This is a genomic window from Terrabacter sp. Soil810 (assembly GCF_001429645.1).
Lineage (GTDB): Bacteria > Actinomycetota > Actinomycetes > Actinomycetales > Dermatophilaceae > Terrabacter.
On record NZ_LMSW01000001.1, the window covers coordinates 418,231 to 444,258 of the forward strand.

Here is a 26,028-nt window from a genome sequence, read left to right on the forward strand (position 1 = left end):
CCAACGCTTCACCTGAGGTTCTCCGATTGGTGGGCCGGGCCGGCTGCGGAGTGACGAATGTGGACGACATGGACACGACTCACCAGCTCCCCTCTCGCCGAACCCTGCTCCGCGGTGGCCTCGCAACCGGGACCGTCGCCCTCGCCGGAGCGGGCGTCGTCGTCGACAGCCGCCCGAGCGCGGCCGCCGTCGTCCCCGCCGCCAACCCCTTCACCCTCGGCGTCGCGAGCGGCGACCCCGAGCCCGACGGCTTCGTCATCTGGACCCGCCTCGCCCTCGAGCCGCACGCCGCCGACGGGCTGGGCGGTATGCCGTCCGCCACCTACCAGCTGAACTGGCAGGTCGCGTCGGACGAGCGCTTCGCCGACGTCGTCAAGGCGGGATCCGTTGAGGCACAACCCGGTTGGGCCCACTCGGTGCACGTCGAGGTGCATGGCCTGCAGCCCGGACGCGAGTACTTCTACCGCTTCCGTCTCGGCAGGCACCTCTCCGAGCCCGGTCGCGCGGTCACGTCGCCGAACGCCTGGGAGACGCCGTCGGCGCTCGCCATGGCGTTCGTGTCGTGCTCCAACCTCCCCGCCGGCTGGTTCACGGCCTACGGGCGACTCGCGGAGGAGCGGCCCGACGTGATCCTGCACCTCGGCGACTACCAGTACGAGGGTGGAGGCAACGGCATCGGTCGCAACCACGCCGGCCCCGAGACGACGACGCTCGCCGGCTACCGCCAGCGCTACGCGCAGTACAAGACCGACGTCGACCTGCAGGCCGCGCACGCCGCCGCGCCGTGGCTCGCCGTCTGGGACGACCACGAGGTCGACAACAACTACGCGGGCGACATCCCCGAGAAGGTCGCCGAGACGCCGACCTTCCTCCAGCGCCGGGCCGCCGCCTACCGCGCGTACTACGAGAACATGCCGCTCCGGCGCTCGTCCGTGCCCGACGGCCCGAACCTCGACCTCTACCGTCGCGTCCGGTGGGGCCGGCTCGCGAGCTTCCACATGCTCGACACGCGCCAGTACCGCTCCGACCAGGCCTGCGGCGACGGCTACAAGGACTGCCCCGCCGCCGACGACCCGACGCGATCGCTGCCCGGGATGGCGCAGGAGCAGTGGCTGCTCGACGGCTTCCGCCGGTCGGAGGCTCGGTGGGACCTGCTCGGACAGCAGGTCTTCTTCGGCCAGCGCGACAACAACCCGACCGCTGCCACGACCGTGTCGATGGACGCATGGGACGGCTACCGCGCGTCCCGCCGACGCGTCACCCAGGGCTGGGTCGACGCGGGCGTGCGCAACCCCGTCGTGCTGACCGGCGACGTCCACGCCCACTGGGCCTCGGACCTCTACCTCGACTACGCGAACCCCACGGATCCGGTCGGCTCGGAGCTCATCACCAGCTCGATCACGTCGGGCGGCAACGGCTACGACAGCCCGACCGGCCAGCACCCGTGGGCCGCGTGGAACCCGAACCTGCGCTTCTGGACCAACCTGCGCGGCTACGTCTCGACGACGGTCACGCCGACCGAGCTCACCGCGCGGTTCCGGTGCGTCCCGGTGGTGACGACGCCCGGTGCCGAGGCGTTCACGCGGGCCGAGTTCGTCATCGACGACGGGGTGCGTGGGCTGCGCCAGACCGCCGACACCCCGCTGCCGACGACGACGCTGCGCCGGTCGACCCCGAGCGACGAGCAGATCGTCGCCGACACGATCCGCGAGGAGACCCACGGCTCGGCCTGACCGCGCACGGCCCTGTCCACCCGGCGTCGAGTTGGCCGCATCGTCACACACACGACACGACACAGAGGTCGAGTGCGGTCCCGGCGCCCTGCCGGGACCGCACCCGCTCAGGACTTGTTCCGTGGCACGTAGACGACGAGCCGCTCGGCGAAGCCGGACCCGAAGGCGCCGAGCACGATGAGCAGGTCGGCGTGCGGGCCGGGGACGGTGATGATGCCGCCGGCCGTGGCGAAGTAGAAGGTCAGGGCCGCGACCGACCCGATGAGCGCGTGCACGATGGCGGTCGTCAACGACCCGAGGTGAGCCGGTGGCTGGGCGCGCGGATGTGCGCAGAGGCGCTGCAACGCGCTCGTCACCGCGCCGATGGTCCCGGCCACAGCCGCCGAGGAGGCGAGCCAGGGCGTGTCGAGGGCGTGCGACCGGGTGCCCAGATGGGCCCAGATGAGCCAGCCGGCGACGGCGAGCAACCCGACGAGGATGAGCGAGAGCCAGATCCGCTGGGCCGTGTTGGCCTCCATCGCGGCATACCGACTGCTGTTGAGGTCGTTGCGGATGCGGCGGGCCTCGCGCAGGTACTCGCGGTCGGCGCGCAGGTCCGATGCCGTCGCCCTGCGGGTGGGGACGGCATCGCCGTCGGAGGCCGGGTCGGCAGGGTCGGCCGAGTCGGCCGAGTCGGCCGGATCCCTCGGGTCGGTCGAGCGGCTCACCGCCATCGCGCCCGGTGACATCCGACGGAGCAGGTCGAGGGCGGCCTCGCGCCACCACCCGGCCTCGTCGTCGAGGGCGATCTCGCAGCGAAGGCTGTGCCGAGCGGCGTCGAGCTGGTGGCGTCCGAGGAAGGAGACCTCGAGCTCCTCGGCACGACTGACCAGCGCCCAGCCCTTGCCGGCGTCGTGCTCCTCGCACGCGGCCCTGGCCTTGTCGAGGAGGCGGAGGACGTCGTCCATGGGGTCCGGATGGTCCTTCCCGTCGCCCCTGCCCTCCCAGGCCTCCGTGGACCGCGACGGTTGGCCCGACAGGCGTGCGCGGACGCTCTCGATCTGCCAGTCCAGGCGGGCGAGCTCCCGGTCACGCCCCGTCACGTGGTCCTGTGCCCAGTGCACCACCGTGCGCCACGAGGCGGTGTCACGCACCACCGGCGCCACGGTCAGTCCCACCGAAGCCTGTGCCATGACCGCCCTCCTGACGGGTCCACCCGGGTCGTTCTGAGCCCGCCGGGGTCCTCCGGGGCGAGCGGCGAGGAGGGGTGGACCGCCTCGCACCAGACAGACGTGCGACCCGGAACGCCTGATACCGCTGGGGGCGCCCTCGTGTCGCTCCCCATCCGGGTGGAGGTCCGGTGACGAAGATGAGGTGTGACCGACCGGACCTATCGCCTCGTCATCCGTGCTGCTCTCGGCCTGTTCCGGGTGCTCGGGCTGCGCCTCGACGTGCGCGGGGCCGAGCACCTGCCGCGAGACGGCGGTGCCGTGCTCGCCGGCAACCACGTCGGCTTCCTCGACTTCCTCTTCGTCGGCCTCGTCGGTCGCAGGCGGGGCCGGTTCGTCCGGTTCCTCGCCAAGCAGGGCATCTTCCTCCCGACCCTCGTCGGCGCCGCGATGCGGGCGATGGGCCACGTGGCGGTCGACCGTGCGCACGGCGAGGTGGCGCTACGCCATGCCGTCGCCAAGGCGAGCCAGGGTGAGGTGGTCGGGCTCTTCCCCGAGGCGACGATCTCCCACTCGTGGGAGCTGCGGCCGTTGCGCCCCGGTGCGGCCGCCGTCGCGACGTGGTGCCAGGTGCCGCTCGTCCCGGTCGCCGTCTGGGGCAGCCAGCGGATCCACACCGTCGGCGGCCGCCTCAGCCTCCGTCGCGGGACGCCGGTCACGATCCGCGTCGGGGAGCCGCTGGTGCCCGGTCCCGACGCCGACCCGTATGCCGTCTCCGAGCAGCTCCGGTCGCGCCTGGACACGCTGCTTGCCGAGGCGATGGACGCCTATCCCGAGCAGCCCCGGGACGACGCCGACCGCTGGTGGCTCCCTGCCTCACGCGGAGGCAGCGCGCCCGGGCCCGAGGAGGGGATGCGCCTGGACGAGGAGGGGATGCGCCAGGCAGACCTTGCAGCAGAGGCGCGAATCCGTCGCTCTCGCAAGGTCGCCCCCGTCGGTCGCCCTCGACGTCGGCGGGTGGCGACCGGTCGCTCTCAGGTCGCGCCTCCGTCGACCCGCGAGAGCGCCTCGTAGTCCGCCCGGTCCTTCGCGGCGTCGTCCGCATCGTCCGTGCGCGGGTGGCTCTTGTCGCGAAGCATGATCTCGAGCGCGGGCACTCGTGCCGTGACCCCGTCGAGAGTCCTCCGGGCGTCACCCAACGCCTGCTCGGACCACACCGCGGCCTCCGGCTCGAACGGGATCAGGACCCGTCCGCCGTCGTCGAGGACGAATGTCAGCTCGAGAAGCACTCTGCCGCGCCGGTATCGCGTCCCGACGACCTCGTCCTCGAACGGCGTGTGCTCCCAGCGTTCCTGGAGGAGGGCGCGGTGCACCGCAGGGCGGTCGTCCCGGCGGACGGCGAGGTCGACGTCGTGGTGCGGACGCGTGACCCGACCGACCCAGAAGTCGACGCCCCAGCCCCCGAAGAGCCAGTGGTCGACGCCGGCGCCGTCCAGTGCGGCACCCACCTCAGCGATCGCGGCCAGCTGCTGCTCGGGGGTCGCCTCAGCGAGGCTGCCTGCGTTGTCGTCTGTGGTGTCGGCTGTGGTGTCGTCGATGTTGTCGTCGCTGGTGTCGTCGCTGGTGCCGTCTGCCGTGTCGTCCGCCGCCATGGTTCAGGTTAGGCCCGGGCCACCGCGCGCGGGCTGTGTCAGTAGCTCATCCCCATCACCGCCCGCACCGTCGCCAGCGTCCGCTCGGCCACCTCGTTGGCCCGCGCGTTCCCCTCGTGGAGCACCGACGTGAGGTATGCCGGGTCGCGGGCCAGGTCGGCCCGCCGTGCCCGGTGCCCAGCGAGGGCCTCGTTGACCGCGTCCGTGACGACGCGCTTCAGGGCCTGGGCGCCGCCGTCGCGGACGCGCTCGGCCACCGACTCCGGTGCCGCACCGAGGAAGAGGCCGGCGATCGTCAACAGGTTGGCGACGGCCGGACGGCCCTTGGGGTCGAACGTGATCCGTCGGTCCGAGTCGGTCCGTGCCGCGCGGATCCGGGCCGCCGTCTCGTCGGCGGTGTCGCGCAGGTTGATGACGTTGCCCTTGCTCTTGCTCATCTTCGTGCCGTCCGTGCCGAGGAGCAGCGGGACCTCGCTGAGCAGGGCCTCGGGCTCGGCGAACACGCTGTGCCCCGCGGCATACCTCTGGTTGAAGCGGCGCGCGATGGCGCGGGTCTGCTCGAGGTGCGGCAGCTGGTCGCGCCCGACCGGCACGATCCGGCTGTGGCAGAAGAGGATGTCGGCGGCCTGGTGCACCGGGTAGGTGAGCAGCAGGCCCGACAGCGGCCGACCGTCGGACAGCGCGAGCTCGTCCTTGACCGTCGGGTTGCGGCGCAGCTCCGCGTCGGTGACGAGCGACAGGAACGGCAGCATGAGCTGGTTGAGCGCCGGCACCGCGCTGTGCGTGAAGATCGTCGTCCGTGCCGGGTCGAGGCCGGCGGCGAGGTAGTCGAGCACGAGGCCCTGCACGTTGGCGCCCATCTCACCGACCGAGTCGCGGTCGGTGATGACCTGGTAGTCGGCGATGACGACGAAGGTCTCGACCCCCTTGTCCTGCAGTCGGACCCGGTTGCGGAGGCTCGCGAGGTAGTGGCCGATGTGGAGCGGGCCGGTGGGTCGGTCGCCGGTGAGCATCCGGAAGCGGGCGCCGTCCCCGGTGTCGTCAACATCGGAACCCGAGGCGCGCTCGTCGATGAGCGCGTCGAGGACGGCGCTGCGATCCAGCGCCGCGGCATACGTCGCGCTCTCGTCGGGGTCGGGCGGTGCGAGCGGCGTGGGAAGGGCGGCGGCGGGGGTGATCGTGCTGGTGGTCGTGCTGGTGGTCATGGTCTCTCCTGGTCGTGGTCGGTGCCCACGGGAGAGACCTCGCCGCACGTCCTGGACATGCGAGGAGCCGCCCGTGGGCGGCTCCGGATCTCGGGTTGGTTCGAAGGGCCGCCTCAGCTGGGCAGCCACCACGCGCGGGTCGGTGCGACGGTCGAACTCATGTCAGTCAGGATACGCGAGGAGCACCCGCTCGGCGATGAGGGTGACCCACGGACTGGGCACGCCCACCCTCTCGTTGGGCACGTGGGTCAGGCCGGGGTAGGCGCGGGCGGGCGTCCAACGGCCGTCCGGGCGACGGCGACCTCGGATGATCGCCAAGGCCTCGTCCATGCGCTCGTCGCGCGGGATCCGAGCGCCCGCAAGGGAGTCGAGTCCCCGCAGGACGTCGTAGTGCCACCGTGCCGGGTAGTGCAGCCCGGCGAACTCCGCCCGGATGACCTCCCCCGTGCGCTCGCTCCTCAGGAGCCGGTGGCGCAGGAGGAACTCAGCCGCCGACAGGCGTGCCCGGTCCAGCTCGTCGGCGCGGTAGGCGGCGCCCGACGCGAGGTAGCCGGTGATGCCCTCGATGACGCACACCGTCGTGTGCACCGACGAGTGCGTGACGGCGGCGCCGGGACGGTTGTGCCGGCAGTTGAAGCCCCCGTCCGCCACGACCTCACGCAGGAGGAAGTCGACGACGCTGCGCAGCTCGCCCTCCGGCGCTCCGAACCAGCTCGAGTAGCCGAGGGCCATGCCGTTGATGCAGGCGTCGCTCGGCTTCGTGGGTGGGGACGGGCTGACCCCACCGTCGGCAGCCTTGTGCGAGCCGAGGACGAGGGCCACGGTCTCGCGGGCGGCGTCGTGGGCGCCCGGGAGTCCGATCTGGCTGAGCTGCAGCAACGTGTAGTGGCTGGAGGTCCACTTCGGCTGGTAGAAGCCGCGTCCCCAGTGACCCTCCGGCCCACGCGCGGCGAGCAGCGCCGCGCCGATGCCCTCGGTGGCGATTCGTGCCTGGAGGCTCGCGTCCTCGTGACCGAGCAGGTCGCGCGTCGCGAGGTGGGCCACGGCGACGTCACCGTCGAGGAGCCAGCCGAGGACGGCGGAAGTGGTCACCGTCTCATCGTGACAGTCGGGCTGCCCCCGTCGACAGACCTAGGCTGACAGGCGTGCCAGACCCGACCCCGACCAGCCCTACCAGCCCTACCAGCCCGACCAGCTCGGCCTCGAGCCGCACGTCCCAGCAGGCGGCGCTGCTCGACCAGCTCGCCGCACTGACCGAGCTGCCCGACGTGCGCGACCGCGCGGACGCGGCTCGTGAGGCCTGCACCCGGCTGCGTTTCCACGAGGCCCTGCGCCGGCGTATCCCCGAGGCCTCCGCCGAGTCGCGCGTCCGCGGTGCGCAGGCCAGCGCGGCCCTCGACGGCGCGGAGTTCCCCGTCGATGTCGTGCGCGAGCTGATGAGCGGTGCCCGCGACTGGCCGGACGACCTCGACCCGGGCCTGCGCACCCTCAAGGGCGCCGTCTCGGCGACGGCCGAGAGCGAGCGCGTCGTCGCGCTCGTGCGCACGGCCCCGCTCCAGGCGCTCGCCCGGCTCCACGTCGCGGCCGCCTCGCCCGTCGTCCGCGGCGAGGCGCTCGGGCGTCCCCGCATCGGCGACGAGGACTGCACCGAGCTCGTCGACCTCGGTCCCGCGCCCGCCCCGACCGTCGTGGCCGCACGCCTCGCCTCGCTGTCCGACGTGGTCGTCGCCGGAGCCGGCAGCAACCGGGTCCCGGCAGCCGTGGTCGCCGCCCTCGTGCACGCCGAGATCGCCTCCATCCGCCCCTTCGTCCACGGCAACGGTCTCGTCGCGCGGGCCATGGAGCGCGCGCTCGTCCAGGCCCTCGGGCTCGACCCGACGGGCGTCGCCGTCCCGGAGGCGGGCCACGTCGCGAACGGTGGGCCGGCCTACCTCGGTGCGCTCACGGCATACGTCCAGGGTGGCGCCGCAGGCGTGGGTCTCTGGCTCTCGCAGGCCGAGGAGGCGATGGTCCGCGGCGCCGCCGAGGGCGCGCGGATCAGCGACGCGGTGCGGGCGGGGCGGCTCACCTGAGTCCCGGCTGAACGCCTGGTTGCGACGATTCGTGCGGCATGTCCACGGGGGTGGACAGTTTCTTGCCGCCGCGAGGAGGTGGGGGGTGTCGCCACGCCGACGCCGTGGAGTAGAACGGAGTCAGGAACCACATCGCCGAGAGGCGTAGATCCGGATCCACGCAGAACAGATGTCTCGAGAAGAGGCCGAGTACCCACGCGAGAGCAGTTCCCTTGGAACAGTCCACCCCCGGGCGCACAACCGGGGCGACATATTTGAGAATGCACGCCTGGTAGCCCGGAGCTTCTCTGGAGGCCCTCCGACCGACGGTCGGGGGGCCTCCGCCCTGTGTGCGAGGATCGTTCCTCGTCGCCGGATTTGAACGTTTCCCTCGTGTCATGACAAATCATGAGAAATCATCGCGTGTCGTGACTTCTCGGTTTGCAATCCGGTGGACTAGCGTCCAGCATTGTTGGTGGTGCTCCCCTCCTGGGTCGAGCACCGACGCGATCTGGCCCCTCCCCCCCGGTGCCAGTCTCGTGAGGTGGCCTTCGTCTTCCCCCGGACGAAGGCCACCGCCATTTTCCGGACCTTTGCGGGTCGGCGCGCCGGGCTCGGCTTGGCTTTCGTTGTCCACACCCCTCGGGCGCGGGGGCGCTCTGTCCACCGGCTCGCGTATGCCGCTGGGCGGGCCCGTGTGACTGCGTGACGGTGGGCGCATGGGAAACGTCATCGCCTTCGTGCCGGCCTCGGGTGGGGTCGGGTCCTCGACCCTGGCGGTCGCCGTCGCCGTGCGGGCCGCCGCGGCCGGTCGCTCGGTCGTGGCCGTCGACCTCGACCGGGTGTCGGGGTGTCTCGACGTCGTCTTCGGGCTCGAGCAGGAGCCGGGCTGGCGCTGGCCCGAGCTCGCCGACGTCGCCGGCCTGGTGGACGGTCTCGGGCTGGCCGACGAGCTCCCGGTCTCGTGCGGGGTGGCGGTCCTGTCGGGAAGCGGAGGCGCGGGTTGGGTGTGGCCCGCCGCCGACGAGGGTGACGGGGCCGGCGGTTGGGCCGAGAGCCTGCCGGACGTCGTGGCCGGCCTGGCCGACGCGCACGACCTGACGGTCCTCGACCTGTCGCGCGACCCGTCCGTGCTGGCCGGGGTGGCCCTGCTCGTCGACGCGGTCGTCGTCGTGTCGGGCACACAGGTGCCGCAGCTCTGCGCCACCTCCGCCGTCGTCACTGGCGTGCGCCGCCTGCTGCGCCGGCTGCGTGACGCGGGCCGGTCGTGGGATGCCGAGCCGCTGCTGCCGATCGAGCCCTGGGTGGTGCTGCGGGGCGACCGCATCGAGCCCGACCTCGAGGACCTCGTCGTCGACGGGCTCGACGTGCCGCTCGTTGCGACGATTGGCGACGACCGGCGCCTGGCCTCCGAGGTGACCGAGGGGCTGCCGCCGGGCGCGCGTGGGCGTGGTGAGGTCGTGCGCGCCGCCGACGACCTGCTGCTCCGGCTCACCGACCAGGCGGTCGCGGCATGAGCGTCGAGCCACGCCCGGGCGGTTCGCTCACGCCGGCGATGTGGCAGCGCGTCCGGGGCGGCGTCGGTCCTGACGGCGTCGCGGTCGCCGAGGTGGCCGCGCAGGAGCGCGGGGCCCTCGGGGCCCAGCGCGTCGCAGAGACCCGGTCGGCGCTGGCCGCGAGGGTCCTCGGCGCCGGGCCGCTGGACCCGTGGCTCGCCGAGCCGGGCGTCACCGACATCGCCGTCAACGGCGACGGGCGCATCTGGGTCGACCGCGGCCACGGCATGGAGTGGGCGGGTGAGCGACTCGACGCCGACGACGCGCGCGGCCTCGCGGTGCGCCTCGCCGGCATCGCGGGCCGGCGCCTCGACGAGGCGAGCCCGTGGGTCGACGGCCAGCTCCCGTCGGGAGCCCGCCTCCACGCGATGCTGCCGCCCCTCGTCGACGGCGGTCCGCACATCACGATCCGGGTCCCGCCACGGGAGCCGGTGTCGCTGTCCGAGCTCTGCGACCGCGCGATGCTGCCTCCCGAGTGGGAGCCCGTGCTGCGTGCGCTGGTCGCCCGGCGGCTCGCGTTCGTCGTCTCGGGCGGCACGGGAGCGGGCAAGACGACGCTCCTCGCGGCGCTCCTCGGCTGCATCGACCCGGTCGAGCGCCTGCTCGTCGTCGAGGACGTGCGCGAGCTGACGGTCGACCACCCGCACCTCGTGCGGCTCGAGGCGCGTCCGGCCAATGTCGAGGGGGTCGGCGAGGTCACGCTCACGACGCTGGTGCGCCAGGCGCTGCGCATGCGCCCCGACCGGATCGTCGTGGGAGAGGTGCGTGGGGCGGAGGTCCGGGAGCTCCTCGCAGCGCTCAACACCGGACACGAGGGTGGCTGCGGCACGGTGCACGCCAACGCTCCCGTCGACGTCCTGGCCCGCTTCGAGGCGCTGGGCGCCCTGGCGGGCCTGACGCCCGAGGCGGTCCGGGCCCAGCTGGCGGCGGCCATCGACGTCGTCGTGCACGTGACACGCGACCGCGGTGGCCGGCGCGTCGCCTCCGTCGCGGCGCTCTTCCGCCGCGACGGCGACCCCTGCATCGTGCCCGCGCTCGAGTGGGACGGCCCGGGCCAGGAGCCCCGCCTCGGCCCCGCGTGGTCGGCGCTGGCGGGCCGCCTCGGGCTGGAGACGGAGCTCGCACGGCACGCCCCAGCGCTGTCAGGCGGCCCCGTGCTGGCAGTCGGCCCCGTGCTGGGGGCGGAGGCCGGGCGGATGGGCCGTGCGCTCGCTGACTCCCACCCGGGCCCGCCGGCCGCAGTGACGGCGTGCCCTGATCCGACCTCTTCGGCTGCGCCAGACGACCCCGTCCGAATAGGGGAGGCGTCGTGAACGCCGGGTCAGCGGGGGTGGTCGCGGCGGCCCTGCTCGGTCTGGCGGTGCTCGTGTGGCCCCGTCGGGTGCCGCGGAGGTCGACCGACGTCGACGTCCGCGTCGGCGCCGTGGGCGGGACCGGGGTCGGGACCGGGGGCGGGACCCGGGGCGGGCAGCGCGCTGGTCGCGACCCGGCAGCGGACGGGTCGTCGCCGGGCTCTGATGCCACGGGACAGAGCGTGTGGCAGCGGGATCCGGTCGACCTCTTCCGCCGGTGGCGACTTCGTCGTCGGCCGGGAGCGCTCGTCGACGACGTGCTCGACCTGCTGCGGGGCATCGGACCTGCGCTCGGGGCAGGGCTGACGCCGAGTCGGGCCATCGAGCTCGCGGCCACGTCGACGCTCGGCGCCGAGCGGGTCCGTCTGGCCCGCGAGGCCTCGGGGCGGAGGAGCCGGCGGTCGTCCGCAGCCTCGTCGCCCCGCCGCCGGCGGGGGTTCGGTTTCGCGAGCGAGGAGCACCGGACCGTGCCCGTCGCCGACATCGACCGGCTCGTCGGGGGCCTGCTCGAGGCGACCGACCGAGCGGAGCCCACGTCGCCGGTCTGGGCACAGTGGGCAGCGCGCAGCGCGTCCCAGGAGCTGGCGCTCGTCGCCGCTGCCTGGCGCCTGTCCGAGAGCACGGGTGCGCCACTCGCGTCCGCGGTCGACCGCGCGGTCCGCGGGCTCCTCGACGCCCGGGCACGACGGGGCAAGGTCGCCGTCGCCGTGGCCGGCCCGCGTGCCACCGTCACGGTGCTGACCCTGCTGCCGCTCACGGGCCCGCTCTTCGGGCTCGCCTGCGGCATCGACCCGGCCACGCTCTACCTCGGCTCCCCGGTCGCGACGGTCTCGGTCCTCCTTGGACTGCTCCTCGTGTCGGTCGGGCGGGTCTGGTGCACCCGGATGGTCCGACGGGCGGTGCGACCGTGACACCCGAGGTCCTCGTCGACGCACTGCGAGACGCTCCGGCGCTCGGCCTCGTGGCGGCCGGCCTGACCGCCCTGGCCGTCCTCGTCCTCCTCGGAGGCTGCGGCGACACATCCGCTCGGGGGGCCGATGACCTCCTCACTCACCGCGGCGTCGGCTCGACACCCGAGACGGGCTCGGCGGGACGTCCAGGTCGTCCTTCTGACGACAGCAGCGCCGGCGACGGTGAGGCGACAGAAGCCGAGGTGTCTGCGGCGCTCTCCCTGCTGGCCCTGGCCTACCGCTCGGGTCTTCCCACGTGGGACGTCCTCGAGGCGGTGGCCACCGGCCTGACGGGTCGTGCGTCCAGGGACCTTCGCCAGGTCGCGGCCGCCCTGAGGTGGGGAGCGACGGAGGCCGAGGCCTGGGCGTCGGTCGGTCCCACGTGGGCGCCGGCCGCCCGGGCGGTCGCCATCGCCCACCAGGCGGGGGTCCCGCCCGGAGCCATGTTGCTCGCCGCCTCGGACGACCTCCACGCGGCCGAGCTCGAGCGGCTCGAGGTCTCCGCGGCCAAGGTCGGCGTGCGTCTCGTCGCCCCGCTCGGTCTCGTGCTGCTCCCGGCCTTCTGCCTGACCACCGTCGCGCCGCTCGTCATCGCCCTCGCCGGTGACCTGCTCCGCAGCTGACCGGCCCATCGACCGTCCCTCGACCCACGAGGGCACGCATCCCGGGCATCCCGTCCGGGTGAGGAGAGGAGAACCCATGACCCACAAGCTCATCCGACTGCGCGCGAGGTGCAGGGCGATCGCGGGGGCTCAGGACCGAGGGATGACGACCGCGGAGTACGCCGTCGGCATCATGGCGGCCTGCACCTTCGCGCTCGTGCTGCTCGGAGTCGTCAAGTCCGACGCGGTGCGCGGCGCCCTGGCCGGCATCGTTCAGAGCGCCCTGGGGATCGCGGGGTGAGGTCGCGACGCGCCCGACCCGATCCGGGCCGGGAGCGCGGGATGGTGACGGCGGAGCTCGCCGTCGCCATCCCGTCCATCGTGCTCGTCCTGGCCTTCTGCCTCGTCGCCGTCAACGCCGCCGTCGACCAGATCCGGTGCGTCGACGCGGCACGCGTGGCCGGTCGGGCTGCGGCCCGGGGTGACGACCCCCCGCGGGTACGGGCGCTCGCGGCCGAGTCGGCCCCGGCGGGCGCTCGGGTCCAGGTCGCCGGCGTCAGCGGGGGAGTGCGGGTCACCGTCTCGGCGCGCACCGGGGGCTGGGGACTGCTCCCTGGCTGGGAGCTGAGCGCGTCCGCCGTGACCCCGGTCGAGTCGCCGTCATGAGCGCCCCGCCGCCCCAGCCATCGCCGGAGCCCCTGCCGTCGCCGTCACGGTCACTCGCGCCGACGGTGTCACCTCCGCCCCCGCCGTCACCCGCGCCGACCCTGCCATCTCAGCCGGCACCGTCACCCGCACCGACGCCGACGTTGCGGCGCAGGCCGGAGGGCGAGCGCGGGGCGGCGAGTGTCATGGTCCTGTCGCTCGTGGCCGTGGTGCTCGCCCTCACGGCGGGTGGCCTCGTCGTGGCCTCGGTGGTCGTGGCCAGCCACCGGGCCCGCGTCGCCGCCGACCTCGGCGCACTCGCCGGCGCCGCGGCGATGCAGGACGGAGTGTCAGCAGGACAGGCCTGCTCCGTCGCGCACCAGGTGGTTCGCGCGAATGGTGCTGCGACGCAGTCGTGCTCGTCGACGGGAGGTGACCTCGAGCTACGGGTCGAGGTCCGTGCCGCCCTCTGGCCCGAGCCTGCGACGGCTCGTTCACGCGCCGGTCCCGAACGCTGACGGCAGGCTCGTCGGTGCCGCTACGCGTCAGCGGTTCGCCCCGGGGTCAGCCGGTGTGTCGGGTGCTGAGCGTCAGCGGTTCTGCCAGGCGTCCGGGGCCGTGAGCAGCTGGCGCACCCGGTCGGGAAGGTCGCCGGTGCGCAGGTCCTCGAGGGAGGTGTCGTCGAGCACCTCGCGCAGGCTTGCACGGACAGCGACCCAGAGGCTCGGCAGATGGGTGGCGACCCCTTGGTACTCCGTCTCGTGCGGTCGCAGGCCGCGCACCTCGGCGAGCGGTCCGTCGACGGCGCGGAAGATGTCGCCCACACTGATGTCCCCGCGTGGGCGCCCCAGCACGTAGCCACCACGGGCGCCGCGACGGCTGAGCACGAGGTTGCCGCGCCGCAGGTCGGCGAAGATCGCCTCGAGGAACTTGCGCGGCAGCTCCTGCCGGGTCGAGAGGGTGTCGATGCTGATCGGGCCCGACCCCTCCGCGTCCGCTTCGGCGAGGATGAGCATCGCGCGGACCGCGTAGTCGACTCGTGCCGAGATGTCCACCCGTGCAGTCTGCCGCACACGACGCCCGCGCCGCGCCGATGCCCGCACCCGACCCTCCCGAATCGGCCGCTGACCTCCCGTCACACCAGTGAGCGGGGTCGCGTCGCCCGAGGTGGGCGACCCGACCGCCGGGCCAGAGGTGCCCACTCGATCACGAGAGCGCCCGGCACCCTGTGTTCCTGGAGAACGTGTCCCCTGGTCACGAGAGCGCCCGGCATCCTGTGCTCCGGGAGAACGTGCCCACTCGACGTGGGAGACCCCGGAGTCCCGTGCGCGAGGGGAGGGGTCCACTCGACGTGGGGAGACCCCCGAGGTCGGTGCGCCGAGAGAAGTGCCCACTGAGGGGGTGGGGAGTGGGGAGTGTGACTGAGGCGGCGAGGTGTCGTCCCCTCGCCGCCTCAGTTCACTCGGTGACCCGAGCCGCCCACCCACGTCGCTCGGCGACGAGAGGGGCTTCACGGCATACGTTATGCCGTTGCCTGTGCCCGTGCGAGACCTGTCCCACCTTGGTTCACGCACCTGGACGGCGAGCGTCAGATGGCGAGCGCGGGATCGTGCTCAACGACGCTCGACCGGCCGACGGCGCGCGCGTGGATCGTCTCGCCCTCACGCAGCTGCAGCTCGGCAGCGTCGCGCCGGGTGATCTGGGCGGCGAACCGCTCGCCGGAGTCGGCGCGCAGGTCGACCCGCACCTCGAAGCCGAGGGGCACGACGCGCTCGACGACGGCGTCGATGACGCCGGGGGAGTCAGGGACCTTCGCGTCGAGGGCCAGCGCCGTCTCGCGGCTGCGCTCGAGGGCGATGTCGTGCGGCCGGACGAGCTGCCCGCCGAGGTGCGCGACCGAGCCGAGGAAGCCCATGACGAAGTCGTTGGCGGGGCGCTCATAGAGCGTGACGGGGTCACCGACCTGCTCGATGCGTCCCCTGTTGAGCACGGCGATCCGGTCGGCCACGTCGAGCGCCTCCTCCTGGTCGTGCGTCACGAGCACCGTCGTCACGTGGACCTCGTCGTGCAGCCGGCGCAGCCACTGGCGCAGGTCGGTGCGCACCTTGGCGTCGAGCGCGCCGAACGGCTCGTCGAGCAGCAGCACCTGCGGGTCGACGGCGAGGGCCCGGGCGAGCGCCATCCGCTGGCGCTGCCCACCCGACAGCTGCGCCGGGTAGCGGTGCTGGAATCCGTCGAGCCCGACGATCTCGAGCAGCTCGTCGACCTTCTTGCTCGTCTCGGCCTTGGGGCGCTTGCGGATCGTCAGTCCGAAGGCGACGTTGTCGCGGACGGTCATGTGCTTGAACGCGGCGTAGTGCTGGAAGACGAAGCCGATCCCACGCCGCTGCGGCGGCTCGTCCGTGACGTCGCGGCCCTCGATGGTCACGGTGCCGGAGTCGAGCTCCTCGAGTCCGGCGATCGCGCGCAGCAGCGTCGACTTGCCCGAGCCGCTCGGCCCGAGCAGCGCGGTCAGCGAGCCGCTCGGGATGTCGAGGCTCACGTCGTCGAGCGCGGTGAACGAGCCGTAGTCCTTGCGGGCGCTGGTCACGGTGATCATCGGTCGCTCCTCTTGCGGTCGAGCAGGGTCATGAGCAGCAGCACGACGAGCGCGATGCCCATGAGGAGGGTGGCGGCGGCATACGCGCCGTAGGTGTTGTGGTCGTCGATGTAGCGCGAGTGGACGAGGAGCGTCAGGGTCTGCGAGACCCCGGGGAAGCCGGAGCTGACCATGATCACCGCGCCGAACTCACCGAGGGCCCGCGCGACCGTGAGCACGACGCCGTAGGTCAGCCCCCAACGGATCGCGGGGAGCGTGATCCGCCAGAACGTCTGCCACCCGTTGGCCCCGAGCGTCGAGGCGGCCTGCTCCTGGTCCTGGCCGATCTCGTGGAGCACCGGCTCGACCTCGCGCACGACGAAGGGCAGCGTGACGAAGATCGTCGCGAGAACCATGCCCGGGATGCCGAAGATGACCTGGAAGCCGGCCCGGTCGAGGGCGCCGAACCACCCGCCTGCGCCCCACAGCATGATGAGCGAGACGCCGACGACGATCGGCGACACCGCGAACGGCAGGTCGACGACGGCCTGGAGCAGCCCGCGTCCGCGGAACCGCCCGCGCACGAGGGCGAGCGCGGTCGCGACGCCGAAGACGACGTTGACCGGCACCGTGATCGCAACGATGAGCAGCGACAGGTTGAGCGCCGACTTCGCTGCGGGCGTGGAGATCGAGGCGATGAACTCCGACAGGCCGGGCTCGAAGGTGCGCCAGAGGATGACCCCGATCGGCACGGCGAGCAGGACGAAGAGGTAGCCGAGCGCCACGACGCGCAGCGTCAGGCGGGTGCCCCGGGAGACCCTCATGCGTCACGCTCCTCGCGTCGCTGGCTGCGGCTCGACACGACCCGCAGCAGCAGCAGCGTGACGAACGCGATGGCCAGAAGGGCCACAGAGACGGCGGCGGCGTTGAGCGGCCGGTCGATCTCGATCTGCTGCTGGATGTACTGCGAGGCCACCTGCGTCTCGCGGGGGATGTTGCCGCCGATGAGCACGACCGAGCCGTACTCGCCGATGGCGCGTGCGAAGGCGAGGCCGGTGCCGCTGAGGATGGCCGGCGCGAGGGTCGGCAGCACGATGCGGCGGAAGGTCGTCCACGTCGTGGCGCCGAGCGAGGCGGCGGCCTCCTCGACCTCGTGGTCGGCCTCGATGAGCACCGGCTGCACCGACCGGACGACGAACGGCAGGGTGACCAAGAGCAGTGCGACGACGAGCCCCCAGCGCGTCGCGTTGAGCTCGACCCCGATGGGGCTGTTGGGGCCGTAGAGCGAGAGCAGCACGATGCTGGCGACGATCGTCGGCAGCGCGAACGGCAGGTCGATGACGGCGTTGACGAAGCGCTTGCCGCGGAACTCGTCGCGCACGAGCACCCACGCGACGAGCGTGCCGACCACGGCGTTGACGAGCGCGACGACGGCCGAGACGAGCACGGTCACCCAGAGGGACGCGAGCGCGGCGGGCGCGGTCACCGCCTCCCAGAAGCCGGCGAGGCCCTCGTCGAAGGCCGCGACCGTCAGGGCCGCGAGCGGCAGGAGCACGATGACGCTGAGCCACAGGGTGACGATGCCGATGCCGAGGGGTCCCCGCAGTCGCCGGAGGCCCTTCCCGTGGCGCCTGGCTCGCGCCGCGCCCCTGGATGGCTCCCCCGGGCGTCCGGTCGGGAGCGTGTCCGGGGGCGTGTCCGGGAGCGCGGCGTCGCCGCCGTGAGGGCGTATGCCGTCCGGCGCGGTCGCGTCCGGACGCGGCGGCAGGGGCGCCGCGTCCGTCTCCGGATGCGGGCCCCTGCGCTGCTGGTCGGTGTCAGGCGTCACTGCGTCGCCTGGTCGTAGATCTTGGCGATGTCACCGACGTCCTTCTTGAAGAGCGTGCTGTCGACGGTCTTCCAGCCACCGAGGTCGGCGATCGTCCAGAGCTTCGTCGGCGCGGGGAACTTGGAGGTGTACTCCTGGGCGACGGTCGGGTCGACGGGGCGGAAGCCTGCCTCGGCGAGGAGCTTCTGCGCCTCCGGCGTGTAGAGGTAGTCGTTGAACGCCGTGGCCGTGGCGAGGTTCTTGCTGCCCTTGAGCACGGCGGCGGGGTTCTCGATCTTGAACGTCGTGGGCGGCGTCACGTGCTCGACGGGGTCGCCGTTCTTCTCGATGAAGAGGGCCTCGTTCTCGTAGCTGAGGAGCACGTCACCGCTGCCCTGCAGGAACGTCTCGGTGGCCTCGCGACCCGACTTCGGCTGGACCTTCACGTGGTCCTTGACGAGCGCCGAGACGTACGCGAGGCCGGCGGCCTTGTCGACGCCGCCGTTGCTCTTGGCGGCATACGGGGCGAGGAGGTTCCACTTGGCCGAGCCGGACGAGAACGGGTTGGGCGTGACGACCTCGAGGCCGGGCTTGAGCAGGTCGTCCCAGTCCTTGATGCCCTTGGGGTTGCCTTTGCGCACGACGATCGTCACGACGGAGCCGAAAGGAATTCCCTTGTGCTCGTTGGCATTCCAGTTCGGGTCCACGAGCCCGGCATCGACGAGGCGCGTGATGTCGGGTTCGACCGAGAAGTTGACGAAGTCGGCCTCGGCGCCCGCGGCGACCTTGCGGCTCTGGTCGCCCGAGGCGCCGTAGCTCTGCTGGAACTGCACTCCCTGCCCGGCCTTCGTCTTCTGGAAGGCGGGGATGACGACGTCGAAGCCGACCTTCGGGACGGCATACGCGTAGAGGTTGATGGTGCTCGTCGCAGCGCCCGCGGCAGCAGCCGTGCCGGCCGCCGCGGCGGAGTCGCTGGCCCCACCGCCGGCACACGCCGTCAGGCCGAGGGTCGCGGTGACGGCGATGGCGGCGATGGCGATCGAGGGGCGGCGCATGTCGGGCTCCTGAGGGGTGAGGTCCGGATCGGGGTCGCGCCGCGGGGTGCGGCGGGACGGGTCGGGTTGCGGCCGTCGGATGGCTGCTTTCCTATCCGTTGCATGGGAGTTTCGAATAGCGAGGCGTTACTGGTCAAATAACGCAGCATTATGTCTCAGAGTGTGGTCCGTCCCGCCCGATCCCCCGCTGACCCCCTGCCTGGCCGCCCGTCTGGCCCGAGGAGGCCGCGTCCAGCGCTGGCTCAGTCGCCGCGCGACAGGGACCGCACGCGCAGCACCGGCCCGACCGTCGACGTCGTGGCGACGTCGGTGGCGGCGTCCCCGCTCACGGTCACCCGGGCGCCCGGCTCGGCCTCGAGCGCCCACCCGGGCGGGAGCAGCAGCTCCCACGTCGTCCCGTCGTCCGCGTCCAGCACGAGGGGTCGCTTCTCCACCTCGACCCGGCGGAGCGTCCCTCGCGCGACGACCGTTGGCGCCTGCCTACCGGTCGTCCCGCCTGTGATCTCGTGCCACGGGCCCGATGGGCCCGAGGAGCCCGACGGCCCGGAGGAGCCCGACGGGCCGGACGAGCCCGAACGACCCGGCAAGCCCGGCGAGCCCGACGAACCCGATGGGCGCGGTCGGCGGGGTGGTCGGTTCACGTCGGCCTCCGTGGTCCGGGACCGGCGTGGCGCAGCACGAGGTCGAGCAGAGCCACGGCGCCGCGCTTGTCGAGGGGCTCGTTGCCGTTGCCGCACTTGGGCGACTGGATGCACGACGGGCAGCCCTCCGGGCACTCGCACGAGTCGATGGCATCACGGGTCGCGCTGAGCCACGGGCGGATCCGGCGGTAGCCGCGCTCGGCGAAACCCGCACCGCCGGGGTGTCCGTCGTAGATGAGGATCGTCGGCAGCCCGGTGTCCGGGTGGAGCGCGGTGGACACGCCGCCGATGTCCCAGCGGTCGGCGGTGGCGAAGAGCGGGAGCATGCCGATCGCCGCGTGCTCGGCCGCGTGCGCGGCACCGGGTATGCCGTCCTCGGCCACTCCCGCGGCCGCGAGCTCCTCGACGGGCATCGTCCACCAGACGGCCTTCGTCGCGAGCGAGCGCGGCGGCAGGTCGAGCGGGTGCTCGCCGAGCACCTCGCCGCCGGGCAGGCGGCGCAGGAACGAGGTCACCTGGTGGCGCACCGTGACGTGCCCGAAGGAGCAGCGCAGCGGCCCCCAGTCCTCGTGCTCGGTCTCGTGGACGATCCGGAAGTCGCTCACCGACTGCGCCTGCGTCGTCCAGCCGGGGTCGCCGCGCACGGCGAAGGCGGCGTGGTCGTCGAGGTCGAGCTCGGTGACGACCCACGCCTGGCCCTGGTGCAGGTGCACGGCGCCGGTGTGCACCTGGGCGTGCGCGCTCGCGTCGTCGACGGTGCCGACGACGCGGCCGGTGCGGGTCTCGATGATGCGCACGGGCTCGCCGGCCCCGCGCAGCGAGAGGTGGTCGGCGGGCCGGTCCTCGCGCCCCCAGAACCAGCCGCGTGGCCGCTTCTTGAGGATGCCGCGGGCGACGAGCGCGTCGAGCAGGACTCGCGTCTGCGGCCCGAAGATCTCGAGGTCGGCCTCGGTCACCGGCAGCTCGGCCGCCGCTGCGGCGAGGTGCGGCGCGAGCACGTGCGGGTTGTCGGGGTCGACGACGGTGGCCTCGATGCCGCGGCCGAAGATCGCCTCCGGGTGGTGCACGACGAACGTGTCGAGCGGGTCGTCGGCGGCCACGAGCACGGCGAGCGAGCGCTCGCCGGAGCGCCCGGCCCGACCGGCCTGCTGCCACAGCGACGACAGGGTCCCCGGCCATCCGGCGAGCAGCACGGCGTCGAGGCCGCTGACGTCGACGCCGAGCTCGAGCGCGTTGGTGGCCGCGAGCCCGAGCAGCTCCTTCGCGCGGAGCGAGCGCTCGAGCTCGCGCCTTTCCTCGGGGAGGTAGCCGCCGCGGTAGGCGGCGACACGGTGCTCGTCGGTGACGGGGACCCGCTCCTTCGCGATCCGGGCCACGACCTCGACCCCGGCCCGGGACCGTGCGAAGGCCACGGTCTGCACGTGCTCGCGCACGCACCCGGCGAGCAGCTCGCCCGTCTCCGTGATGGTGCTGACGCGGGACGGCTGCCCGGTCTCGTCGACGAGCAGCGGCGGCTCCCACAGGGCGAAGGTCATCGACGCGCGGGGCGACCCGTCCCGCGTCACCGGGGTGACCGGCATACCGAGGAGCCGGGAGGCGTGCTCCTCCGGGTCGGCCACGGTGGCGGACGCGAAGACGAAGGTCGGCTCGCTGCGGTAGCGCGCGGCCACGCGGCGCAGCCGTCGCAGCACGGCCGCCATGTGCGCCCCGAAGACCCCCTTGTAGACGTGGCACTCGTCGACGACCACGTAGCGCAGCGCCCGCAGGAACGAGCTCCACCGCTCGTGGCCGGGCAGCAGGGAGTGGTGGAGCAGGTCGGGGTTGGTCAGCACGAGGTTCGCGTGGTCGCGGATCCAGCGACGCTCGTCGGTGGGCGTGTCGCCGTCGTACGTCGCGGGGCGGACCGCGGGTAGCGCGAGCCGGTCGATGCGGCTCAGCTGGTCGGCGGCGAGCGCCTTGGTGGGGGAGAGGTAGAGCGCCGTGGCGCCGCGGCCGTTCGGGGCGTTCGCCCCGGCGATGATGTCGCTGAGGATCGGCAGGTGGTAGCCGAGACTCTTGCCCGACGCGGTCCCGGTGCTGACGACGACGTGGCGCCCGGCGTGGGCGGCCTGCGCCACCTCGACCTGGTGCGACCAGGGGGCCTGGATGCCGGAGGCGAGGAGCGCGCCGAGGAGCGTCGGGTCGACCCAGTCGGGCCACTCGCCGAGCATCGCCCGGCGTGCGGGCACCTCGTGGACGTGCACGAGACGCTCGGGATGGTCGCCGACGAGCGTGCGCAGGAGGTCCTCCGGCACGGGTCCCGTGGGCGATGGCTCCCCGTTCATGTGGAGCAACCGTATGCCGTCGGGGTACGGTAACCGACGTGCGGGGGATGTTACTGCGCAGTCAGTCACACAGGGGGAACGTGACGGGCGGGGAACGGTCAGCGCGACGTCAGGACCGGACCAGCGCGACCTCGCGACCAGAAGCTTTGCAAGTGTGGGCACAGGAAGGGAAACAGGTGGATCTCTCGATCACCCGAGCCGACCATGGCGAGCAGACCGTGGTGCACCTCGGCGGTGAGATCGACGTCTACACCGCGCCGCTCGTGCGCGAGAAGCTCGACGAGCAGATCCAGAGCGGGCGCACCCAGCTCGTCGTCGACCTCACGGACGTGACCTTCCTGGACTCGACGGGGCTCGGGGTGCTCGTCGGGCGGCTCAAGCTGACCCGCACCCGGGGCGGCTCGATGCGGCTCGTCGGCACCGACGACCGCGTCCTCAAGGTCTTCTCGATCACCGGCCTCGACAAGGTCTTCGAGATCCACCCGACCCTCGACGCGGCGCTCGCCGCGAGCGAGGCCGGGGCGAGCACGCCGGGCGAGCAGTCCTGAACGACACCCCCGTCGTCGACCGGTCCCTCGTCGCGCTGCTGCGTGCGGACCTCTCGGCGGCCGGTTTCACCGTCGACGGCGTCGCCGACCGGCTAGGCCCGGTGGCGTCCGCCGCCCTGCACCGGGAGCAGCCACTGCCCGCGCTGCTCGAGACCGACGCGTCGGCCACGTCGGTCGACGACGCGTGCGGCGTCCTCGTGCGCCTCTTCACGCTCGGCCGTCCGGTGCGGGCCTCGGCCCTCGCTGCGACCCTGCCGTCGCTCGGCGTCGACGGGGCCGTCGCCCTCGGCCTCGTGCGTCTCGAGGGCGGCCGTGCCGGCTTCGCCGCCGACCGCTGGGCACCGCCTGACCGCGACGTCGTCGCGACGTGCGACCTGCGGCCCTACGGCGACGATGCCCACGACTGGTGGGTCGCCTCCGACCTCTCCGAGCTCGCCGTCGGCGGGCCGCTGCGTCCTGACCACGTGCTCGGCATCGGCGGCGCCTCGACCACCCTCGCGTCGTGGACCGTCCGGCGGTCCGTCGACCGCGCGCTCGACCTCGGGACCGGGTGCGGTGTCCAGGCCCTGCACCTGACCGGCCACGTCGGTGCGATCGTCGCCACCGACATCTCCGAGCGAGCCCTGGCGTATGCCGCCTTCAACCTCGCGCTCGCCGCCTCCGAGGGTGCCGACGCGGTCCCGGGCGTTCAGCTGCTCGGCGGTGATCTGCTCGATCCCGTTGCGGGGCAAGAGTTTTCGCTCGTCGTCAGCAACCCGCCCTTCGTCATCACGCCCCGTGACGAGGGCCTGCCACTCTACGAGTACCGCGACGGCGGCCGGGCCGGTGACACTCTCGTCCGTTCGCTCGTCCGCCAGGTCGGCGCCGTGCTCGAGCCGGGCGGCATCGCCCAGTTCCTCGGCAACTGGGAGGTCCCGGCCGGTCTCACGTGGCAAGAGGTGTGGGCCGACTGGCTCGACGAGCAGGCCGGTGAGGGTGTCGCCCTCGACGCCTGGGTGATCCAGCGTGAGTCGCAGGACCCCGCCGAGTATGCCGAGCTGTGGGCGCGCGACGGCGGTGCCCAGCCCGGGAGCGAGGCCCACTCGAGGATGTATGCCGCGTGGCTGCGCGACTTCGCCTCGCGCGGTGTCGAGCGGGTCGGGTTCGGGGTCGTCACGCTCCAGCGTCCGGCGACGGACCGGGCGACGTGGCGTTCCCTCGACGAGGCCCACGGCCCTGTCGCGGCTCCGATGGGACCGGCGGTCGACGCCGGCCTGCGCGCCCGGACGTGGCTGGCCGAGCACTCCGACGACGACGTCCTCGACGTCGCCTGGTCGTGCGCCCCCGACGTGACGGAGGAGCGCCACGGCACACCCGGCGCCGAGGACCCGAGCGTCATCCTCGTCCGGCAGGGCGGCGGGCTGGGACGCGTCGTCCGTGCTGGGACGCTGCTGGCGGCATACCTCGGTGTGGCCGACGGTGAGCTGACGGCGCGGGCCGCGCTCGACGCCATCGCGACGGTGCTCGACCTGGATGCCGGCGACGTGCGGTCCGAGCTCGTCCCGCAGGTGCGCGATCTTGTGGCAGACGGCCTGCTCGTCTGAACGAGCAGGCCGCCGCCGTAAGGGTTTTCGCGCTCCTCAGCGCGCGATGGAGGTCAGGCGAGGAGCTTGGCCGCCGTGGTGATCGTCTGGATGACGCCGTAGGCGAGGATGACGGCGATGACCGCCCACAGGGCGACGACGCGCGCAGGTCCCGGCATCCGGGACGAGCCCTCACCGTCGTCCACCGGCGCCGGCTTGGCCGCCTCGACGACGTCGTCCGACTCGTGGAAGCGGTCGGCGACCGGGCGCACGAGGAGGTTGGCGACGAAGCCGACCGCCAGCACGCCGACCATCGTCAGCAGCGCCGGCGTGTAGGCGTCGGCCGTCAGGGTGCCGGGCTTGCCCTGGGCGTCGAGGAAGCCGTTGATGATGAGCGGGCCCGCGACGCCGGCGGCCGACCAGGCCGTGAGCAGCCGGCCGTGGATGGCGCCGACCTGGAAGGTGCCGAAGAGGTCGCGCAGGTAGGCGGGAGCGGTCGCGAAACCGCCGCCGTAGAACGAGATGAGCACCGCGGCGATGAGGACGAAGAGCCCGATGGCGACGTGGCCGGCGAGGGCGAGACCGATGTAGGCGAGGATGCCGACGCCGAGGTAGACCATGTACATCGGCTTGCGGCCGATGGCGTCGCTCGTGGAGCTCCACACGAAGCGGCCGGCCATGTTGAAGAGCGACAGCAGGCCGACGAATCCGCCTGCGGCAGCAACGGTCACGGCGGACGAGCCGTTCTCCCGGAAGAAGTCCTGGATCATCGGGCTGGCCTGCTCGAGGATGCCGATACCGGCCGTGACGTTGCAGAAGAGGACGACCCAGAGCAGCCAGAACTGCGGCGTGCGGATCGAGCTCGCGGCCGAGACCGACTTCGTCGTGACGAGGGCGGCGGTGTCGCTCGCGTCGGCGGGCGGGGTCCAGCCCTCGGGCTTCCAGTCGGGGTGCGGCACGCGGATGTTGAAGACGCCGATGAGCATGACGAGCGCGTAGACGATCCCGAGGGTGACGAAGAGGAGGGTCAGGGCGTGCCCGTCGGCCGTCGACGTCGAGTCGGAGGGGGTGTAGCCCGGGTCGTAGCGGCTGAGCAGCTGGCGCGAGAGGGGGCTCGCGACCATGGCGCCGCCACCGAAGCCCATGATCGCGAGGCCCGTGGCGAGGCCCGGACGGTCCGGGAACCACTTGATGAGCGTCGAGACCGGCGAGATGTAGCCGATGCCGAGTCCGATGCCGCCGATGACGCCGTAGCCGAGGTAGAGCAGCCACAGCTGGCTCGTCGCGATGCCGGCCGCCCCGACGAGGAAGCCGGCGCTCCAGCACACCGTGGCGACGAACATAGCCTTGCGGGGGCCGTTGCGGTCGACCCACGTGCCGAAGACGGCGGCGGACAGGCCGAGCATGACGATGGCGATCGAGAAGATGATGCCGATCGCGGTCTGCGAGGTGTCGAAGTGTGCGACGAGTGACGTCTTGTAGACGCTCGTCGCGTAGACCTGGCCGATGCACAGGTGGACGGCGAGGGCGGCCGGCGGGATGAGCCAGCGGTTGAAGCCGATCGGGGCGACCGTGCGGCGACGGTCGAGGAATCCCGGGGAGCTGGTGGTCGTGGCGGTGCGCTGCGTCGTTGCAGTCATGCGGACCTCGGATCGACGAGAGGGACGGGTGGGCGTGGGACCGCGCGCGAGGTGGCGGTGGCGCGGACGAGGGATCCGGAGGGGTGCATACCCGGGTTCAGGGCGAAATGTGTCATCCGTACCGGGCAATCGACTTGTGAGTGAGCACTCACTCATTCATGATGGACTGCATGTCGACACGAGTGGACGGCCAGCGCGCCGGTCAGCGGGCCGCCCCGATGAACCCCGACGACCGCCGGGACGCCCTCATCGAGGTCTTCGTCCGGCTCGCCCACCGCGAGGGACGCAAGCCGACGACGAGCGAGATCGCCCAGGAGGCGGGTGTCGCCGAGGGCACGATCTTCCGGGTCTTCCCGACCAAGGAGGTTCTCGAGAACGAGGCCGTCCAGGCCGCGTTCTGCCCGGCTCCCGTGCGGCGGCGCATCGCGGCCATCGACCCCGAGGGCTCGCTGCGTGACCGGCTCGTCGACTTCACCCGGATCATGCAGATGCGCTTCACCGAGGTCTTCGGTCTGATGGGCGCCCTCGGCCTGAGCGAGCCGCCCAACCGCGGCCCGCACCGGGCCTGCTATGACGCTGGTCGGCACCTGCGCGGACACGCCGACGAGGAGGAGCACGAGGCCGCCCACCAGCCGCTGCTCGAGTCGATCCACGAGCTGCTCATCCACGACGAGGAACACCTCGTCGTCCCCGGCCCCGACGTCATCCACCGCATCCGGCTGCTCACCTTCTCGGGCAGCCACCCCGGCATCGCCGACGGGCAGGTGCTGACGCCCGAGGAGATCGTCGACACCGTCCTTTTCGGACTCGTGAGACGGCCCAGCCCCACCGAGAGCGGCCTGTCGATCGCCGAGCTCCACGCGCAGCTCGGCGGGGATCCGCGGATGCTCGCACCGAGCGGGGAGCCGCGACCGTGACAAACCAGTTGACCCTCACCCCACGTGAGTCCCTAGCGTTCCTCAGCGACACCACGCACCGA

At 72.8% G+C, this 26,028-nt stretch carries 25 protein-coding genes; 13 read left to right on the plus strand and 12 right to left on the minus strand.

Features of this window, described 5'->3' with window-relative positions; genetic code table 11:
* Positions 1 to 68 precede the first annotated feature (68 nt).
* Positions 69 to 1,733, plus strand: a complete 1,665-nt coding sequence (locus tag ASG96_RS01855) for an alkaline phosphatase (protein ID WP_057586268.1) — start codon at positions 69 to 71, stop codon at positions 1,731 to 1,733.
* Between the two features lie 107 nt (positions 1,734 to 1,840).
* Here the strand turns inward: ASG96_RS01855 and ASG96_RS01860 are convergent, their stop codons facing one another.
* Positions 1,841 to 2,905, minus strand: a complete 1,065-nt coding sequence (locus ASG96_RS01860) for a hypothetical protein (protein WP_157610598.1) — start codon at positions 2,903 to 2,905, stop codon at positions 1,841 to 1,843.
* Positions 2,906 to 3,088: 183 nt separating this feature from the next.
* On the opposite strand from ASG96_RS01860, the gene ASG96_RS01865 reads away from it, so the two are divergent.
* The gene (locus tag ASG96_RS01865; RefSeq protein WP_200962639.1) at positions 3,089 to 3,955 is read left to right on the plus strand and encodes a 1-acyl-sn-glycerol-3-phosphate acyltransferase; all 867 of its coding nucleotides are present in this window, start codon (positions 3,089 to 3,091) and stop codon (positions 3,953 to 3,955) included.
* Here ASG96_RS01865 and ASG96_RS01870 read toward each other — a convergent pair.
* The 3 genes from ASG96_RS01870 to ASG96_RS01880 all read right to left on the minus strand — a co-directional run bounded on the left by ASG96_RS01870 (position 3,916) and on the right by ASG96_RS01880 (position 6,830).
* On the minus strand, positions 3,916 to 4,533 hold the full coding sequence (locus ASG96_RS01870) for a nucleotidyltransferase domain-containing protein (protein WP_057586272.1): 618 nt from the start codon (positions 4,531 to 4,533) through the stop codon (positions 3,916 to 3,918). The two genes, ASG96_RS01865 and ASG96_RS01870, sit on opposite strands and share 40 nt — an antisense overlap.
* Positions 4,534 to 4,571: 38 nt before the next feature.
* Entirely contained in the window at positions 4,572 to 5,738 is a 1,167-nt protein-coding gene (gene trpS, locus ASG96_RS01875) for a tryptophan--tRNA ligase (protein WP_200962640.1), read from the minus strand.
* Positions 5,739 to 5,900: 162 nt separating this feature from the next.
* On the minus strand, positions 5,901 to 6,830 hold the full coding sequence (locus tag ASG96_RS01880) for a hypothetical protein (RefSeq protein WP_057586275.1): 930 nt from the start codon (positions 6,828 to 6,830) through the stop codon (positions 5,901 to 5,903).
* 53 nt (positions 6,831 to 6,883) lie between these two features.
* Here ASG96_RS01880 and ASG96_RS01885 point away from each other — a divergent pair, with 53 nt between their 5' ends.
* From ASG96_RS01885 to ASG96_RS01920, 8 genes are all read left to right on the plus strand, one after another.
* Positions 6,884 to 7,810, plus strand: coding sequence for a Fic family protein (locus ASG96_RS01885; RefSeq protein ID WP_082591563.1), 927 nt, complete (start codon positions 6,884 to 6,886; stop codon positions 7,808 to 7,810).
* Positions 7,811 to 8,508: 698 nt separating this feature from the next.
* Entirely contained in the window at positions 8,509 to 9,306 is a 798-nt protein-coding gene (locus ASG96_RS01890; protein WP_057586277.1) for a hypothetical protein, read from the plus strand.
* Positions 9,303 to 10,658, plus strand: coding sequence for a TadA family conjugal transfer-associated ATPase (locus ASG96_RS01895; RefSeq protein ID WP_082591564.1), 1,356 nt, complete (start codon positions 9,303 to 9,305; stop codon positions 10,656 to 10,658). The genes ASG96_RS01890 and ASG96_RS01895 overlap by 4 nt, the downstream gene beginning before the upstream one ends.
* A complete protein-coding gene (locus tag ASG96_RS23550; protein ID WP_057586280.1) occupies positions 10,655 to 11,608 on the plus strand; it encodes a hypothetical protein in 954 nt (317 codons plus the stop codon). The genes ASG96_RS01895 and ASG96_RS23550 overlap by 4 nt, the downstream gene beginning before the upstream one ends.
* Positions 11,605 to 12,270, plus strand: coding sequence for a type II secretion system F family protein (locus tag ASG96_RS23555; protein WP_162262005.1), 666 nt, complete (start codon positions 11,605 to 11,607; stop codon positions 12,268 to 12,270). Before ASG96_RS23550 ends, ASG96_RS23555 begins: the two co-directional genes overlap by 4 nt.
* A gap of 76 nt (positions 12,271 to 12,346) precedes the next feature.
* A complete protein-coding gene (locus ASG96_RS01910; RefSeq protein WP_056760167.1) occupies positions 12,347 to 12,550 on the plus strand; it encodes a DUF4244 domain-containing protein in 204 nt (67 codons plus the stop codon).
* Entirely contained in the window at positions 12,547 to 12,915 is a 369-nt protein-coding gene (locus ASG96_RS01915; RefSeq protein ID WP_235509022.1) for a TadE family type IV pilus minor pilin, read from the plus strand. The genes ASG96_RS01910 and ASG96_RS01915 overlap by 4 nt, the downstream gene beginning before the upstream one ends.
* Complete coding sequence (locus ASG96_RS01920) at positions 12,912 to 13,412, plus strand: Rv3654c family TadE-like protein (protein ID WP_304437873.1); 501 nt, start codon at positions 12,912 to 12,914, stop codon at positions 13,410 to 13,412. Before ASG96_RS01915 ends, ASG96_RS01920 begins: the two co-directional genes overlap by 4 nt.
* A 72-nt stretch (positions 13,413 to 13,484) precedes the next feature.
* On the opposite strand, the gene ASG96_RS01925 is transcribed toward ASG96_RS01920, so the two are convergent.
* The 7 genes from ASG96_RS01925 to ASG96_RS01955 all read right to left on the minus strand — a co-directional run bounded on the left by ASG96_RS01925 (position 13,485) and on the right by ASG96_RS01955 (position 21,299).
* Positions 13,485 to 13,949, minus strand: a complete 465-nt coding sequence (locus ASG96_RS01925; RefSeq protein ID WP_056760160.1) for an Rrf2 family transcriptional regulator — start codon at positions 13,947 to 13,949, stop codon at positions 13,485 to 13,487.
* A gap of 533 nt (positions 13,950 to 14,482) precedes the next feature.
* Complete coding sequence (locus tag ASG96_RS01930; protein WP_057586284.1) at positions 14,483 to 15,493, minus strand: sulfate/molybdate ABC transporter ATP-binding protein; 1,011 nt, start codon at positions 15,491 to 15,493, stop codon at positions 14,483 to 14,485.
* The gene (gene cysW, locus ASG96_RS01935) at positions 15,490 to 16,296 is read right to left on the minus strand and encodes a sulfate ABC transporter permease subunit CysW (protein ID WP_057586286.1); all 807 of its coding nucleotides are present in this window, start codon (positions 16,294 to 16,296) and stop codon (positions 15,490 to 15,492) included. Before cysW ends, ASG96_RS01930 begins: the two co-directional genes overlap by 4 nt.
* Positions 16,293 to 17,300 (minus strand): sulfate ABC transporter permease subunit CysT, encoded by a 1,008-nt coding sequence (cysT, locus tag ASG96_RS01940; RefSeq protein ID WP_082591566.1) that lies wholly within the window; start codon positions 17,298 to 17,300, stop codon positions 16,293 to 16,295. The genes cysW and cysT overlap by 4 nt, the downstream gene beginning before the upstream one ends.
* The gene (locus ASG96_RS01945; protein ID WP_057586288.1) at positions 17,297 to 18,334 is read right to left on the minus strand and encodes a sulfate ABC transporter substrate-binding protein; all 1,038 of its coding nucleotides are present in this window, start codon (positions 18,332 to 18,334) and stop codon (positions 17,297 to 17,299) included. The genes cysT and ASG96_RS01945 overlap by 4 nt, the downstream gene beginning before the upstream one ends.
* Positions 18,335 to 18,576: 242 nt before the next feature.
* On the minus strand, positions 18,577 to 18,768 hold the full coding sequence (locus ASG96_RS01950; protein WP_056760150.1) for a DUF5818 domain-containing protein: 192 nt from the start codon (positions 18,766 to 18,768) through the stop codon (positions 18,577 to 18,579).
* A gap of 203 nt (positions 18,769 to 18,971) precedes the next feature.
* Positions 18,972 to 21,299, minus strand: coding sequence for a DEAD/DEAH box helicase (locus ASG96_RS01955; protein WP_235509023.1), 2,328 nt, complete (start codon positions 21,297 to 21,299; stop codon positions 18,972 to 18,974).
* Between the two features lie 176 nt (positions 21,300 to 21,475).
* Here ASG96_RS01955 and ASG96_RS01960 point away from each other — a divergent pair, with 176 nt between their 5' ends.
* Together ASG96_RS01960 and ASG96_RS01965 are read left to right on the plus strand one after the other, a co-directional pair.
* Positions 21,476 to 21,847: an anti-sigma factor antagonist gene (locus ASG96_RS01960; RefSeq protein WP_056760146.1), complete on the plus strand. Its 372-nt coding sequence runs from the start codon at positions 21,476 to 21,478 to the stop codon at positions 21,845 to 21,847.
* The gene (locus ASG96_RS01965) at positions 21,844 to 23,430 is read left to right on the plus strand and encodes a methyltransferase (protein WP_057586293.1); all 1,587 of its coding nucleotides are present in this window, start codon (positions 21,844 to 21,846) and stop codon (positions 23,428 to 23,430) included. The genes ASG96_RS01960 and ASG96_RS01965 overlap by 4 nt, the downstream gene beginning before the upstream one ends.
* 53 nt (positions 23,431 to 23,483) lie before the next feature.
* Here the strand turns inward: ASG96_RS01965 and ASG96_RS01970 are convergent, their stop codons facing one another.
* Positions 23,484 to 25,049 (minus strand): OFA family MFS transporter, encoded by a 1,566-nt coding sequence (locus ASG96_RS01970; protein WP_056760141.1) that lies wholly within the window; start codon positions 25,047 to 25,049, stop codon positions 23,484 to 23,486.
* Positions 25,050 to 25,219: 170 nt separating this feature from the next.
* Here ASG96_RS01970 and ASG96_RS01975 point away from each other — a divergent pair, with 170 nt between their 5' ends.
* Complete coding sequence (locus ASG96_RS01975; RefSeq protein WP_235509025.1) at positions 25,220 to 25,966, plus strand: TetR/AcrR family transcriptional regulator; 747 nt, start codon at positions 25,220 to 25,222, stop codon at positions 25,964 to 25,966.
* Positions 25,967 to 26,028 lie beyond the last annotated feature (62 nt).

What these genes read in the sequence shown, in the direction of transcription:
- cysW (WP_057586286.1), bottom strand. Translation starts at nt 16,296, where the DNA reads ATGAGGGTCTCCCGGGGCACCCGCCTGACGCTGCGCGTCGTGGCGCTC.
- ASG96_RS01895 (WP_082591564.1), top strand. Translation starts at nt 9,303, where the DNA reads ATGAGCGTCGAGCCACGCCCGGGCGGTTCGCTCACGCCGGCGATGTGG.
- ASG96_RS01930 (WP_057586284.1), bottom strand. Translation starts at nt 15,493, where the DNA reads ATGATCACCGTGACCAGCGCCCGCAAGGACTACGGCTCGTTCACCGCG.
- ASG96_RS01920 (WP_304437873.1), top strand. Translation starts at nt 12,912, where the DNA reads ATGAGCGCCCCGCCGCCCCAGCCATCGCCGGAGCCCCTGCCGTCGCCG.
- ASG96_RS01945 (WP_057586288.1), bottom strand. Translation starts at nt 18,334, where the DNA reads ATGCGCCGCCCCTCGATCGCCATCGCCGCCATCGCCGTCACCGCGACC.
- ASG96_RS01870 (WP_057586272.1), bottom strand. Translation starts at nt 4,533, where the DNA reads ATGGCGGCGGACGACACGGCAGACGGCACCAGCGACGACACCAGCGAC.
- ASG96_RS01855 (WP_057586268.1), top strand. Translation starts at nt 69, where the DNA reads ATGGACACGACTCACCAGCTCCCCTCTCGCCGAACCCTGCTCCGCGGT.
- ASG96_RS01910 (WP_056760167.1), top strand. Translation starts at nt 12,347, where the DNA reads ATGACCCACAAGCTCATCCGACTGCGCGCGAGGTGCAGGGCGATCGCG.
- ASG96_RS01975 (WP_235509025.1), top strand. Translation starts at nt 25,220, where the DNA reads ATGTCGACACGAGTGGACGGCCAGCGCGCCGGTCAGCGGGCCGCCCCG.
- ASG96_RS01890 (WP_057586277.1), top strand. Translation starts at nt 8,509, where the DNA reads ATGGGAAACGTCATCGCCTTCGTGCCGGCCTCGGGTGGGGTCGGGTCC.
- ASG96_RS01970 (WP_056760141.1), bottom strand. Translation starts at nt 25,049, where the DNA reads ATGACTGCAACGACGCAGCGCACCGCCACGACCACCAGCTCCCCGGGA.
- ASG96_RS01955 (WP_235509023.1), bottom strand. Translation starts at nt 21,299, where the DNA reads ATGAACGGGGAGCCATCGCCCACGGGACCCGTGCCGGAGGACCTCCTG.
- trpS (WP_200962640.1), bottom strand. Translation starts at nt 5,738, where the DNA reads ATGACCACCAGCACGACCACCAGCACGATCACCCCCGCCGCCGCCCTT.
- ASG96_RS01860 (WP_157610598.1), bottom strand. Translation starts at nt 2,905, where the DNA reads ATGGCACAGGCTTCGGTGGGACTGACCGTGGCGCCGGTGGTGCGTGAC.